The sequence below is a fragment of the Desulfacinum infernum DSM 9756 genome, assembly GCF_900129305.1.
GTDB classification, from domain to species: Bacteria; Desulfobacterota; Syntrophobacteria; order Syntrophobacterales; family DSM-9756; genus Desulfacinum; species Desulfacinum infernum.
Window position 1 is genome coordinate 1 of sequence record NZ_FQVB01000063.1, and the last position, 13,988, is coordinate 13,988.

Annotated in this window: 7 protein-coding genes; 1 reads left to right on the plus strand and 6 read right to left on the minus strand. The window is 57.3% G+C overall.

The features are described from left to right. Nucleotides 1-145: 145 nt before the first annotated feature. The 6 genes from drmA to BUB04_RS20355 all read right to left on the minus strand — a co-directional run bounded on the left by drmA (nucleotide 146) and on the right by BUB04_RS20355 (nucleotide 13,045). A complete protein-coding gene (drmA, locus tag BUB04_RS18190) occupies nucleotides 146-4,009 on the minus strand; it encodes a DISARM system helicase DrmA (RefSeq protein ID WP_073042147.1) in 3,864 nt (1,287 codons plus the stop codon). Next, the gene (locus BUB04_RS18200; RefSeq protein WP_084076641.1) at nucleotides 3,999-7,769 is read right to left on the minus strand and encodes an Eco57I restriction-modification methylase domain-containing protein; all 3,771 of its coding nucleotides are present in this window, start codon (nucleotides 7,767-7,769) and stop codon (nucleotides 3,999-4,001) included. The genes drmA and BUB04_RS18200 overlap by 11 nt, the downstream gene beginning before the upstream one ends. Then, complete coding sequence (drmD, locus tag BUB04_RS18205) at nucleotides 7,766-10,948, minus strand: DISARM system SNF2-like helicase DrmD (RefSeq protein WP_073042149.1); 3,183 nt, start codon at nucleotides 10,946-10,948, stop codon at nucleotides 7,766-7,768. Before drmD ends, BUB04_RS18200 begins: the two co-directional genes overlap by 4 nt. Then, entirely contained in the window at nucleotides 10,941-12,047 is a 1,107-nt protein-coding gene (locus BUB04_RS18210; RefSeq protein ID WP_073042152.1) for a DNA cytosine methyltransferase, read from the minus strand. Before BUB04_RS18210 ends, drmD begins: the two co-directional genes overlap by 8 nt. Next, the gene (locus BUB04_RS18215; protein WP_073042154.1) at nucleotides 12,047-12,268 is read right to left on the minus strand and encodes a helix-turn-helix domain-containing protein; all 222 of its coding nucleotides are present in this window, start codon (nucleotides 12,266-12,268) and stop codon (nucleotides 12,047-12,049) included. Before BUB04_RS18215 ends, BUB04_RS18210 begins: the two co-directional genes overlap by 1 nt. Nucleotides 12,269-12,571: 303 nt before the next feature. After that, the gene (locus BUB04_RS20355) at nucleotides 12,572-13,045 is read right to left on the minus strand and encodes a gamma-glutamylcyclotransferase family protein (RefSeq protein ID WP_073042157.1); all 474 of its coding nucleotides are present in this window, start codon (nucleotides 13,043-13,045) and stop codon (nucleotides 12,572-12,574) included. Nucleotides 13,046-13,760: 715 nt separating this feature from the next. Here BUB04_RS20355 and BUB04_RS18225 point away from each other — a divergent pair. Beyond that, a partial coding sequence (locus BUB04_RS18225; protein WP_143156565.1) for an IS110 family transposase occupies nucleotides 13,761-13,988 on the plus strand: 228 nt, incomplete at its 3' end.

A 13,988-nucleotide genomic window follows, 5' to 3' on the forward strand; every position in this document is an offset into this window, starting at 1 on the left:
GGCTGACCACCATCGAATGAAAAATTTGTAGTGTAGAATTTGAAAACACTCTACAACAAAATCAGTAACTTACACACAAAAGTGACAAACTTGGGGTAAGTCCAAAGCACCTGACTCGGGCGGATCTGACCGACGAGATATGTACTCATGCGTCACCTCCGTCGCTCTCTGCGTCTCGCAATCTCGCTCGCCACGGTGGAGGATCAGCGAGTCTCGCCACGTCCATGACCAGACGAACACCCGGTTCGACCTCTCGCATGGAGAAGGGGACGGTGAATTCGTCCCAAGTGGTCGCCCCCGGTTTCTTCAACAGAGCGGCAACGTCACCCTGGCCGCGTTCGATCTCGTAGCCGAGCTTCCTTCCCGTCTTGAGAGCCTCCTTCACCCAACGATCTATGCGGTCCGCCAACATCGTGTCCGCGCGTTTCCCCGCCGCCTTGTCTTTCACCTTCCAGGCGCGCTCCGAGAGAACCTTCCTGACCACGGCGGCCTCCGTTTTACCCGGATTGTCGAGAGACTGGGCTCCGAGATTCGGATTCAGGGGGTCGTTCTCAAGCCTCAGAAGGCTCACCATCGTGCCAGTCAGTCCCCGATCCAACGCCCTTGGAGCGAACGGTGTGACGGACTGGGCTTCTACGTGTTTGTAGAAGGTCGCGTGGTAATGTTCGAATGTCTCGTAGTGGGATAGATCGCGCGGACGTGACCAAGTCAGCACGGTGCACACCAGGCCGGGGAAGACACGTCCGACTCGGCTTGTGGCCTGGATATACTCCGCTGTGTTCTTGGGCTGACCGTTCACCACCATCAGGCCGAGGCGGTTCACGTCCACACCGACAGAGAGCATGTTCGTCGCAAGAACGATGTCGATGGCCCTCGTCTCGCCTTTGGCCCATATGGATTTGAACTTCACCTCCAGCTGGTCCAACTTTTTCGGAATGTCCTTGTTGGAGACACGAGAGGTGAGTTCGTCCACGTTGCGGATCGACCGTTGGCTCAGACCAGGTCGCAGGACGTCGCTCATCTGCACCCGGTAGGAACGGGTCTGGACGTCGTCTTCAGCGAGCCGCCGCATCCCTCCGAGTTCACGGAGCGAATTGAAGTAGCCGACCAATGTCATGTATGGATCGGCCGCTTGTCCGAACTTTTCGAACAGCGACTGCGCGGCTGTCAGAAGGGCTACGTAGACGCGGATGAGAACGGCTGGCCTCGAACTCCCTGGGGAACATATACCGATATAGCGGCGGCCGGGCTTTTTCTCGACCGAACGCTGAACGGAGAAGAAATTGTCCTCCACGTCCAGCCCGTGCGGTGGAAAGACCGCGACCCGACGAAGAAAGACGTTGTTGACCTGCTCGTCGGCCTTTCGTACGGTCGCGGTCGAAGCGACGATCTTCGGCCTCACGGTTTTCCCGTCCACCGACCAGGTGCAAAGCTCGTCCACGGCGGTCTCGTACAGGCCGACCATGGTTCCCAAAGGTCCGCTGATCAGGTGAAACTCGTCCTGGATGATCAGGTCCGGAGGCCGGATCGGGACGATCTCCCGGACTGTCGTTGCCGGCAACGTTCCTTTCTTTCTGTGATTGCCGGTACAATCGGCTCCAGGCCAGAGTAGACCGTGGCGTGGACATTCGCTGGTAGCCCTACCGAACAACGTTCGGACCTGACCTCGCCAGGCCATCATGGCGAACTTGTCCACGGTGGCTATGAGCATCGAAGGGGGATGCCGATAGATTTCGTCGTCAACCACCAACACCGGCAAACCGAGGTCTGGAGACTTGGACCTCCCGAATTCACAACGGCCGTACTTGTCTCCGCAATAGATGAAAGTCCGTCCGATGTCCCGATCGACCCGTATATCGCGCCCCGACACGATCTCGGAACCGCACCACGGACAGAAGGTGAGTTGAGCCGGTGTCGAACCCGTCCCGTATTTCCCCTCCCGTTCACGTTCTATGGCTTCATGACTGTCCTTCGTTGTATTCGGCGTGACCCGCTGCCCCACCCAGAGCCCGATCGTGAATGGTTCGGTCCCCCACTTGGCCGTGTCCGATCGCCTCAGGACTTCCATTGCACATATCAGCGTGGTGGCACGCTGGAACTGTTGGATGGTGAGCAATCTCAACGTATAGCGCATGATGACCGCCAGCCCACGTCCTCCGTCGAAGCCGCCGAGGTCGCCCTGCAACCTGCGGATGGCCATCGTGAACGCCGCCACGCCAAGATAAGCTTCGGTTTTCCCGCCACCGGTAGGGAACCACAACAGATCCGCGTAAGCCTCGATGGGTTCGGTTCGGTCACAATGGACGGGATTTGCCAAGGCGGGAACGGACAGCAGCAAGAACGCCAACTGAAACGGTCGCCACGATCTGTTTTCAGGCACGTCGAGACTCGCCAAGTCCGTGCTTTCTCCGCGCCGCACGCGCAAAGAATAGACGCTATGGATGCGCTGTGACGCCATGGCGCGGTTGGCGAAGCGGAACGCGTCAAGTGCCGCGTCATCCGAGCCGAGCACGGTGATGCCTTCTCGCAGTCTTTCCAGAATCGCTTCACAACGATCAAGAGCCATCCTTGCAGAGGAGTCGAATCCGCAGACCTCCGTACCGATTCTGCCACGCTGTTCTTCTATCCAGGAAGCGTAATCATCAGCCAGAACGTTCAGTATGGAAACGAGACTGTCGCGTTCCATTTCCGCCAATCGCAACATGTCGAGGGAGCCGTCCGCGACCAGACGCCGCATGGCGGGACGATCGTCCGGGGACGTACCAGGTGTCTCCGTCACCGCAACCTCGTATCGAGGTACCACACGGGTTCGGACTTCGAGCGCCCGTTCCGGGTTTTCGTCGGAAGGTGTGGCGTGAACCGACACACCGTGACCGACGGCGAATTCGATTCGCCGTCGGTAGATCATTTCCAGTGCCTCGCGTTCCTGGTCGGAGCCGATATTGGCCATGAGTGGGCGCCGCCGGAAGATGGCCCGTCCTTCTGGATCCCGTACGACCAGCTCGGGTTGGAAAACCCATGCCTGGTCCTGGTTCTCGTCAGGCTTCTCCTGGTTGTTCACCAGAAAGAGCGTCACCAATCGATCGCCGTTTTCCAGAGGCGCACCCACCGTGCCCTGAACCACGACGTCGGGACAGTTCCGGTCGACGACGATGGGTTCGACGATCCTGCGATCGAGCGAGACAGTCGCGGTACCACCCGAAGGTATTCGTTTCCAGCAACGGAACGGTCTTCCCGTTCTCTCGTCTATCCTCTCGCTTTCCGTACGCTCGTATCGTCCCCAAGTCGCCCGGATCTCGATACTCTCGACGGACGCGTCGACACAAAAGGTGAAACCGAAAGAAGAAGGCACCAGTGATTGGCTTGTGGATGCCTCGGACTCCCGATCGGCTCCGTCCGGATCTGTGGTGGCTGCATCAGGCAGTTCCTCAACCTGGTCGTCCGGCAAACGTGTGTCGGGTGGAGCCAGTTTGCCGACCAGGTATCGATCGCGCACGCTCATTCCGACGATTTCCTCGACCGGACCGTCTGCAGGTCCGAGCAAATCGTCCACCACGGCCCATTGCAGGAGATCGCGAATGTAGGCCTGTTCCTTTGGCGTTCGCCCATCTAATACCGGAAACGCCGAAAATTCGATGCCACACGCCACCTTCAGGGCGTTTTCGAACACAGACCATTCCAGACGTGACACCGCTGCGGTCGAAAGCGGACCCGAAATACCGAGATCGACCGAAGGGCGGGCGGGATCGACCGCAAGCAATCCGTCCAGGAGCAGGGTGGTTTCGTCCAACGCCTGGCGCTTCCGGTAAACCCGTGCTAAGGCGGACACCAAGGGGGCATCGGGTCCTTCCGCGACGACCACCAGAGCGTCGCCCTCCCGTATCCCTCTGAGGTCGGAGGACACATGATCCACCGTGATCGTGAAACCGTCGATCCGCGCCTCTTCACCAAGGCGAACTAGCCAAGCGGCTGCCGAGGACTCGTTTATTACTAAGCCATCACTTGTCATCCTGCTCTGCCTTTCGATGTGTAAACAACTCACCAACGAGTTTCTCCAACTCGCCAACCTCTGCTTGACGATCAGCTCCTCCTGAGCCCTTCTTTACCGCTACTTCGCAAAGCCGTACGATCTTATCCGCGATGGTTGCATCAGTAGAACTGGGAACCGGTAACTGCTCAAGAAAGTTCTTTTTTACTTGAGAAAACACTTTCCCCTTTTGCATGGTCATCTGCCTATATATTCGGGTCACCTCTGGGTGATTCAAAACGGCACACAGATAGTACGCTGATATACCTTTTTTAGGGCATATGCAAAGAAGTGACTTTTGATGATAATAGCGATCCGTATCGACAGTAGCTATGATCTTATCCCCAGTTTGCCGTACAAGTATCTTAGGAACTCTTAGATATATTTTTTCGTTAACTTTGAGGCGGCTCTTCGCATCTTCCTTTTTCTGCTGCCTCTGTATGTCTTGCCAATTATGACGAAGCCATATGCCCTCAAACTGCAGTGAGTATTTGTCCACATTTCTCCCGCGCAGCACTTTATGGTCCAAATGGTGTTCTGGCTCCTTAGCCTTGTAAAAAACAGCTTTCCCCAACTTTGCCCTGGAATAGTCGATGCCACTGTCATATACATCTGCAACGTCCTTTATACTAACAAAGCCTTTCCTAATACCTGGTACTTCATAGCCCGCGCTTATCACATTATACTTTCTGGCTAATACATCACTTGTGGTCACGGTAAATAGTTTTCTGACGATTCGTTCTTCCGCTGATGTTGAAGCAGAACTTGATTTGTCAAGCCTTACCAAGGTAATAACGTGATCCTCTGTCGCGGGCTTTTGGCTTATCACTGCATAGCAACAGGCCTGAGTTACTCCTTTGAACATTCCATCACCGCAATCTACAAAAACGAGAGGACTTCTTTTTAATAGTATTGTCCGTGTGTCTTTGCAGCCAATGTGTTCAAGTAGACTCGAAGGAACGACAAAAGAAAAAACCCCCGCTTTGTTGTCCGTAACTTGAGTGATTCTTTCAATGAAGAACTTGAAGGAATTGATCAGTTTGTAATTAGAATTGGGAAAGTTCTTCTTCAAATAGTTGATTTCCGTTGGAGTCAGAGCGTATCCCCAAGGAGGATTGCCGATCACGGCATCGAAACCTTGCCGCGGTTTAACAAACATTTCCGGAAACTCAAGCGGCCAATGGAACGGCTTTCTCGGCGGTTTGCCTTCGGGCAGATCAATGGACAATGCCAAGCGGGCCTCTCGGGCGATGCTTTCGCCTATCTTTTCGTTTCCCTTCAGGAACTCTCCGGCTTGGACCGCAAGCGAGTCCAACGCCAAGTCCAGGACACGGACGTTTCCGTTCGAGCGTAGTGCCTCCCCGATCATCGCGTCTGCCACGAGTTCCACGGCCTTGAGTGCCTTCCTCGCCTCCATGTCCAGTCGTGCCATGGTTTCGACGTCGTGAATGTCGCGAATGGGAATGGAGCGGAGCCTCTTGCGAATGTCGATCGCCTTGGCGACCGCGTCGGCGATGTTCTGGCCGAAGATCCGTTGCTGGAAGGGACCGTCGTCCGGATTCATCTTCAATCTCGTCAGCTGATTGAGGCGGTGGATACCGAGCAGGCTGTCGCCGTGGCGCAGATTATGGTCCAGGAACCCGAAAGGGCGACCCTTGGCCAAGGTGACCAACCAGATCGACAGTTTGGCGAGTTCTACCGCGAGAGGGTTCACGTCCACTCCGTACAGACATCGTTCGGCGATCAGCCGTTTGGCGATGGTGATCCGCTCGTCCAGATCGGCCGGCATCGGGTCGGCATCGCCGGCGTCGTCCCGAACGTCGCCATCAATCGTGACGAAGTTGCCTGCCGCTTCTTCAGTGGCCCAGGCTTCCACGAGCCGTTCGGCGAGCCATCGACACGCCTGGACGAGGAAGGCGCCGGAACCCATGGCCGGATCGCAGATTTTCAAATCGAGCAACTCGGCCGCCGACTTCAATCGCCACTCTTCGCGGGGTTTCCCTTCGGCAGGGCCGATATAAGCTACCGGCTCCAGCGTCGTCTGCACGATGCTTTCGGTAAGAGACTTGGGCGTGTAATGCGTACCCGTCTCCCGACGGTCGGCCCCCAGAGTGACCATGAAGGCGTTTTCGCGGTAGACGATAGGGTCTTCCCAGGCGTCGGTGCGAAGGAGGTTTGCGAAGGGCCGAATACGATCGGCGAGTGCCGTGTCCCCACCACAGACCGCAAGCAAACGGCCATAGGTGGCGTCTTCGACCGAGCGGGCAAGGGCATTGCGGATGGCCGATTCGCTTCGCTTCGTCTTTTCCTTCAAAAGAGCGAGAAGCTTGGCCTCTCCGTCCAGACGGGCAGATTCCAACTCGGACAAAGTGATGTTGGGGTTCTTGGCGTTCTTCGATCCGATCAGCCCCACGGTGACGGAAGGTACGCGGGCCACGGTATGTTCGAGCAGTCCCTCGTAGACATGGCCGATCTGCTCGACGTCCAGCGCACGGTAGGACAACAGCATGGCTCCCCCATGATGTTCGAGCAGTTGGAGGGAACTCAACAGAAGAAGAACCGTGCGGTTGTCGATAGGAAGCGGTGTCGCATCGAAATCGCGCCAATTCGACCCTTTCGGCCTACCTTCGAGAAAGGGGAATCGGTCCGGGTCGAAGAGAGAGCCTCCCAGAGCGGGCAAGCGGAGAGTTTCGTGCTCGATCCCGGCGTGGACCGCCCGGAACACGGCGAGAAGGCGAGCCCAGGCGTCGTGACGACGATCCAGCACTTCGGGTCCGTGGCGGTCGGCTTCCTCGGCCAACTGGGCCCGCAAGGTCGATATCGCGTAGTATTGGTCGTAGACGGGATCGCCCGAAAGCAACAGGCCTCGTTCTTCCGCGCAGAGGAGAAAAACGAGCCGCATCATGACGGTCAGGCCAGCCTCGTACAACTCGGTGGGCGAGACGTCGCGCAACAGTTCACGGTTGCGGTCCGCGTCGGCCTTGTCAAGACACTGGATCAGAACTTCGACGGCCCGGCGGACCTGTTCTCCCAGGGTGTCGGTGACTTCCTCGTGATGTTCCAGCGACTTTTCGAGAAGGGCTTCGAGCGTCTCGCCCGGCGGACCGAAACAGCGCCGTACACCCAGAAGAGACTGGAAAGCTTTCAGGGTGACCGGTTCTTGAAACCAAAGTCTGGCGTACCAAGACACGTCGCTCGACGTCGCGCCCAACGGTGCGTTGACCAGCATCCAACGTTCACCATTGGTGACGAGCCCCAGGCGAACGCCGTGCGCGCGGCAGAGTGCCGTCATTCGGTCCCGAAGCGAGGTTGGCCATCCATCGCCTTTGTGCACCTTTTCAAGGTCGGTTCCTGGTGATTGTATGGAGACGAAAAGGCGCGGTTTCCCCCCGTTCGGGCCACGGACGATCCAGTCTGGCGAAAACGTTTCCGTCCGTTCGGGAGATGTCACGGTATAAGCCCCTACGACTTCGGCCTCCGTCTTTAGAACCTCGCCGTCATATTCCAGGATTTCGGTGAAGACGAGGCGAATCCATTCCCGATGAAGCTCGGAAAGCAGTGGGTCTCCTTCGTCTATGGCATCGCACCATTCCTCGTAGGCGGCACGGAAACGCCGACGTTTCGGAGTCTCGACAATGTCCAACCCTTGAGGGAACGCCTTTTCCAGGACGGGTACGGCGAGGAAAGGCCCCGAAACCTCGACGAGTGAAAGCCACTCCGTATGTCGCGACGGATTTCTCATGCCGTTCTATCCTCCCCGAGCATCGAACGAGGAACGATGAACACTACCGCCACGGGGAAGGTGCGAGCCATGGGGTCGGCATAGCGGCTTTCGATAGCGGCAGTCTCTTTCTTCTTCTCGTCCGGAATGCGGGCGAGCCGCGCCTTTAACGACTCGAGATCCCGCTTCAACTGGTTGCGTTCCTCTACAGGCCAAAGGGTCAACTGGACGAACCGGGGACCGGAGTCCTCCAGTTCCTTTCTGATGCTTTTTTCGAGTTCGTCCAGAACCGCGATGAGGTCCCCGATCTCACTTTCCTTCCGCCGGTTCAGGGTATTGTGCAAATATCTCAGGCGTTCGCGAGACCGCGCCTCCACCGCGTGCCTGATGGCTTCTTCATGACGCTCGAATCGATCCTTCAGAACGGCAAAAAGAGCATCGCTTGGATCGACCGGGATAGCCATATCGGTGAGCGCTTCGAGCCTGCGGATCCGGGTGATTCTCCTGAAGACGTCATGTTCCAGTTCCCCTCCGGAAAGAGTCAGTTCTTCGTGCAGACGATGGTGTCCACCACCCGTCACGACCAGCCGAGACCATATCGCGACTACAGGTCGTGCGATCTCGCCATCCGGAACGCTTCGAACGGTGACGCGATGCAGCAACTTGACATCGTCCAGTTTCCAGATTTCCTCCCGCAAGAGGCGGAGACTCATCTGGACGAGCTTGTGATTGAGATGAACCAACACCACGTCGTCCCGTCCCTTCGCGACTTCGTGATCGAAGGTGATTGGACGTCGCACTCCGGTGTGAGGGTGCTCCAATCCGGCTGTCGCACGCCCCCAAGAACCCGGCAGGACCGGAACCTCGAACACCTTGCCGTCGGGCACGCCAGGCAAGGAGGCCGGTTTCAACGGCGGTTTCTCGGCGAGTTCAAGAGCGACCGCCACGGCACGATGGACGTTCTCCGGAGCCAGACGAAAATCCGTCTCCGCCTCCATGAGCTTTCCGTGAAGGCGAGCGATCCTCTCTCTCAGTTTGCGCTCGGCCGCGACGAAACGTCGAGCGCGTGCGGCCTTGGCCTCGGCCTGACTCGTATCCATCGTGGCGCGCCTACCGAGCATGGCCTCTTCGATCTGTTTCGCGATAACGGGCCCAACGCTGCCCAGGTCCTCTCGAATCGTGTTGACTTTGAGGACGGCCCTCATCAGGTATTCGTGATCTCCGGCAATGTCCCCCACCTTGCGATGTGCGGCGACGTCTTTAGGGTCGAAACCCTTGCCTACAGGATGCCAGATGTAGACTTCTTTCTCCTTCTGGCCATGCCGATCGATTCTGCCGTTGCGCTGTTCCATCACGTTGGGATTCCAGGGAATCTCCACGTGAATCAGATAGTTGCAGTGATTCTGGAGGTCGATACCTTCCGAAGCCGCGTCGGTCGCAAGTAGAATCCTCACAGGAGATACACTCGGATGTGCCTGGAATGCCGCTTTCACGGCTTCACGTTCGTGGGGTCTCATGCTCCCGTGAAGAATCATGAGCCGGTCTCCGCCGTAGCCGTTCGCGGTCAGAATCTGTTGGAGCCAAACGTGGGTCGCCCGATACTCCGTAAAGAGGATCACCCTCTTCTCGTTCCATTGCCCATCGGTCTTCAGGTGCGCTTCTATCCAATCGAGGATGGCTCTCGCCTTCGCGTCCACACGATTCTTGTGCTTCTCCGCCCAATCCGTCAGACGATTGAGCATGGTGCGTTCGTCATCCGTAAGCGGCACGGCGAGTTCGCTGGCAACCTCGACTGCTTCGAGTTGCGCTTCCTCGGCCTTGGCGTCGTCCGAATACTCCTCTTCGGTCCGAACGATCGCCTTCCGAAGTATTCTGTCGTCCAGTGTTGCGGCATCCCGAGCGGAGCGTCCACGTTCTAAGGTTTCCCTGTGTTTGGCGAGAGTGACAGCGAAGGCCATCGGCGACGAAAAGAGCCGCTTCTTCAACAATATGTGGACGAAATCCGTCCCGAACTCGTAACGGGTGCCCTTGACGCTCTTCGCCCGACTTTCCGTGAACTCCCGGAGCAGACGATGGATACTCCGCTCCTCGTCCGAATAATCGACTTCCAGACATTTGAGTTTTCGGACGGGGAAGACAGGCCGTCCGTCGGGATCGACGATGTCGCTCTTCATGCGTCGAACCATGACTCGGTGAAGCTGCTTCTCGTCCGGCATCACGGTTCTTGCGAAGCGCTGGTCGTCGAGCAATTCCAACAACGACGTGAAGGACTCCTGATATCCATTGTGCGGTGTCGCACTCAGGAAAAGGCGATGGGTGAAATGGGGTGCAATCGTACGAATCAACCGTGTTCGCTGGCTTTCCAGTACGTACCGGCTCGCCGCGGCTGGAGCCACGTTGTGGGCCTCGTCTACGACGAGAATGTCGAACATGCGCGGATACGTCACCCGTGGAGGCAGGACGTCTTTGAGTAGTCGGAGTCCCTCGCCTGATTTCATCCAGTCCATGGACGAAATCAAACGGGGAAATGATGTCCAGGGGTTGGCGTGGATGCCGCGTTCCCGTCGTAGCGTCTTGATGTACTCTGTATCGACGATACGAAATTCGAGCCCGAACTTTTCCTGCATTTCCGTTCGCCATTTCACCTGGAGTGTCGCCGGGCAAACGATGATGACCGTGCGGGCCCGGTGTCGGACGAGCAGCTCTTGAATCACCAACCCAGCCTCAATGGTCTTTCCCAACCCCACGTCGTCGGCAATTAGCAAGTTGACACGAGCCATGTCGATGGCACGGACCAGAGGATCGAGTTGGTAGTCCTCGATGGTTATACCGCTTCGGAACGGTGACTGAAGAAAGGACCTGTCGGCATTGGTTGCAGCGCCCCACCGTACCGCGTCGAGAAAAGCCTCAAGCTTCTCCGCCGAGTCCCAGCCAGTGATTTTAGGCAATCCGGCCCTCTCCAGAACACGCGCTCCTGGTTCTAGTTCCCAAAGGATCTGTATGTTCTCGCCAAGGGAATCTTCGTCGAGCGATCCGAGCGTGACTAAGTGTTGCCTACCGTTTCCAGTCGACGAGAACGCGGAGTCCTGCACATCGCTTACGATCCAATGGCGACGTCGAATCTCGACGAGTTGTCCAGGGTCCGGTACAGATTTGCTCCACACATATTCGGACGAATCGGCTCGTTCTTTTTCAGGCATGCGCTCTCACTCCGGCCTTGGTCCGTCTTCTCCTTCTCACACAAGAAGCGACATGTTCGAGAATGCTCGAACCGATCGCCTCTGCGAGCCTGACTGGGACGGCATTCCCGATCAGCCTGCCTACAGATTTCTTGTAGATCGGCTTTCCCGGTGGAACGAACACGTAGTCTCTCGGAAAGCTCTGGAGTATAGCGCCTTCTCTCAACGAGATGGCCCGATTCTGCTCCGGATGACCGAAACGACCGTTCCCGAATCCATAGAATTGGGTCGTGATGGTAGGGGCTGGCTCGTCCCAACACATACGGCCATAGACGCTCGGATACGTCCTTCCCGTCCTTTTCTTGTGACAATTGGCGACGAGCGTCTCCTTCCAATCTCGCCAAGTACCGCCCTGTCGAGATGCCCGGATGCGCTTCATGTTGACGGGTGAAAGTGCGGACGCTTGGTGCAATGGGTCGTCTTCGTGGACCTCCCCGGCCTCCAGCGGTGGCAAGTGCGCAATGCAGTCGCGGACTGTAGTCCGTTCGGCACCGAACTCCGAAGGGGACAGCAACCGTATAGGTCCGAGCCTTGATGCCAAAAGAACGAGCCTCTGTCGATGCTGTGGAACTCCATAGTCTTCACAATTCACGACATCATGGAATACGTAATATTCGGCGACGTCCAACGCTTCCAGAAATTCCTTGAAGACATCTTGTTCTTTGAGTCGAGGGACGTTCTCCATGGTGACAAGCTCCGGTGAGATTTCCCGGACGAGCCTCGAGAATTGCAGGAGAAGCCACCAGCGTCCATCTTCCGGAGTGGCTTTCTGGTTGTAAGTGGAGAAGGTCTGACAGGGAGCGCATCCTGCCAACAGACGAATTCCGTTCTTTCGGAACGCTTTCTCGATGTCGCGTGCCTCCAGATCCTCGACGGACTTTAGGAGAAACTTGGCCCTGTTGTTCACCGTGTAGGGATACTCGCAAGCCGGGTCGATATCCACGCCCAGTCGGACGTCGATACCGGCTCTCTCCAAACCATGTGTCAGTCCGCCAGCACCGCAGAACAGATCCACGGCGTAGACTTTCCGTTTCGGACGTATTCGCTGCAAGCGCTCCATCACTTTCGTTTCTTGCCCTCGTCGATCTTTGGGCGATCTGAAGCCGCGCCACCGGCCTTCACCCATTCGTCGACCTCCGCCTTCTTGAATTTCCACAACCGCCCCATCCGGTGAGCGGGCATGTCATGCCTGTCGATCCATCGGTACACGGTATCGTGGCTGACGCCTAAGTACTTGGATATCTCTTCCACCGACAACCATCGGTCTTCGATTTCGACCATCTTTTCCTGCTCCTTAGGCCGCTACTTGCCTATCGTCCCGCTTGCCAGAGGTGAACGGGTGATCTGCACACACCTCACCTATTATAGCAGCACCGACCATGATACGGAGACTCTTGCCGATTGTCAACCGCAAATTGCCGCAGGGACACTTATATACCTGCATAAAGAGGCCCACCTGCGCTCCGTTCGATTTCGTTCCATCCATTACATACCAAAGACCAGTGGATCACGTCGGAATCGATGCGTTTTCCGTTCACGTCAGGGCAAGTGGCGCAGAGGATGGACATTGGAACGAGCGGGCCACTACCAAGACCATCGGGAAACTCCAAGTGGCGCAAACTTGCGCATAGCCAAATCATCGCCCGCATAGAGCCACGCCGGAAGAGCAGCCTTGTCAAGTTTCACCGGTATCAGCACACGCCTGTAGAGGCTGGGTCCACCGGGCAGGAAGCCCTCGAGGTGGTCGATGGCCGGGAGGCGGGTCTCGGGATCGTCGAAGGTCAGGAGCTCGCCGTACACGGGCCCCCAGCGGCCGCCTGGGACGTCGTTCTCCCCGAGCTCGGGGTGTGCGGCGCGTGCGGCGAACTCCGCGGCCAGGCGCGCCTGTGTGGCCACGTCGGCGAGCGGGTCGGCGGTGCCGTGGGCCAGGACGTCCGCCTCGGGCACATCCAGGATCGATATGTCGGAAGGGAGCTCGTACAGGCGACCTCGGACGACAAGGCTGTTGACTTGAGGGTCAGCGGCATTGCCCTGAAGGGATCCATGGGGAACCGACATGAGTCGCCAGATTGCGGCCTGGGGGAGGAGGATTTGGGTTTATCGCTTTCAGAGCTCAAGAGGCTCAGGAATCTCATCATACGGCGGACGCCCCAAGAAGGATGAACCAGGTGGCAGAAGCCGGAGAAACCTCGGTCACCCTCGTCGGCGCTCGGGTCGCTCCCCAGCGTTCCCCTATCCTCCGCGTGGGTGTGGAATCGTAACACAGGGCTGTTAGTGGGCCAACCTTCGGGCAGGGTTGCCACGACCCCATAGGCTTTAAGCACCTGGCAGGAAACACTTCATCCGCGTGCACCTGGATGTCGCGAAGATCAAGGAGGTGGAAACCAACAAGCTGAATACCTTGGCATTGGCGCGGGGCCAAGTGCGTAAAAATAGGTGTCGCCTTATTGCGTAAATCTGGGTGTCGCTTGATATGTGAAGGCGCGCGGCCTTGCAACCCTGCGGTCCGATCCGGCCACACTAACGGTCATGGTCTCCCTTGCGCCACCCCGCGCAGATGAAAGATACTCAAGGCGGCAGGCGGCGGAAAAAGGTCGTTGTCAATTTTGGTGGTTTTACCCCGTTCACTAACGTGGTCTTTCCGGACCGAATCGAACCCGCAACTGCTGCCGTAGAGCGCGAATATTAAACTGACCCCAGGGGATTGCCCCTGGAAGGTTTTGGGGTTCGGAGTTCCGCTGCCTCCAGTCCTAGTCAAGTACAGGAGGTGGTCATGGAACTTCAACCGATCTACAAGCGTGTGGTGGGTTTGGACGTCCATCACAAGCAAATCACAGCCTGCGCGATCATCGAGGGCTCGGATGGTCAAGTGCAGGTGCGACACCGTCAGTTTGGGGCGTTTAAGCGGGATCGAAGGGCTCTGGCTGAATGGTGTGCCGCTCTCGAACCGGAAGTCGTGGTCATGGAGAGCACGGGAATTTATTGGCGAAGTCCCTACGCT

What these genes read in the sequence shown, in the direction of transcription:
- drmA (WP_073042147.1), bottom strand. Translation starts at nt 4,009, where the DNA reads ATGACAAGTGATGGCTTAGTAATAAACGAGTCCTCGGCAGCCGCTTGG.
- BUB04_RS18200 (WP_084076641.1), bottom strand. Translation starts at nt 7,769, where the DNA reads ATGAGAAATCCGTCGCGACATACGGAGTGGCTTTCACTCGTCGAGGTT.
- drmD (WP_073042149.1), bottom strand. Translation starts at nt 10,948, where the DNA reads ATGCCTGAAAAAGAACGAGCCGATTCGTCCGAATATGTGTGGAGCAAA.
- BUB04_RS18210 (WP_073042152.1), bottom strand. Translation starts at nt 12,047, where the DNA reads ATGGAGCGCTTGCAGCGAATACGTCCGAAACGGAAAGTCTACGCCGTG.
- BUB04_RS18215 (WP_073042154.1), bottom strand. Translation starts at nt 12,268, where the DNA reads ATGGTCGAAATCGAAGACCGATGGTTGTCGGTGGAAGAGATATCCAAG.
- BUB04_RS20355 (WP_073042157.1), bottom strand. Translation starts at nt 13,045, where the DNA reads ATGTCGGTTCCCCATGGATCCCTTCAGGGCAATGCCGCTGACCCTCAA.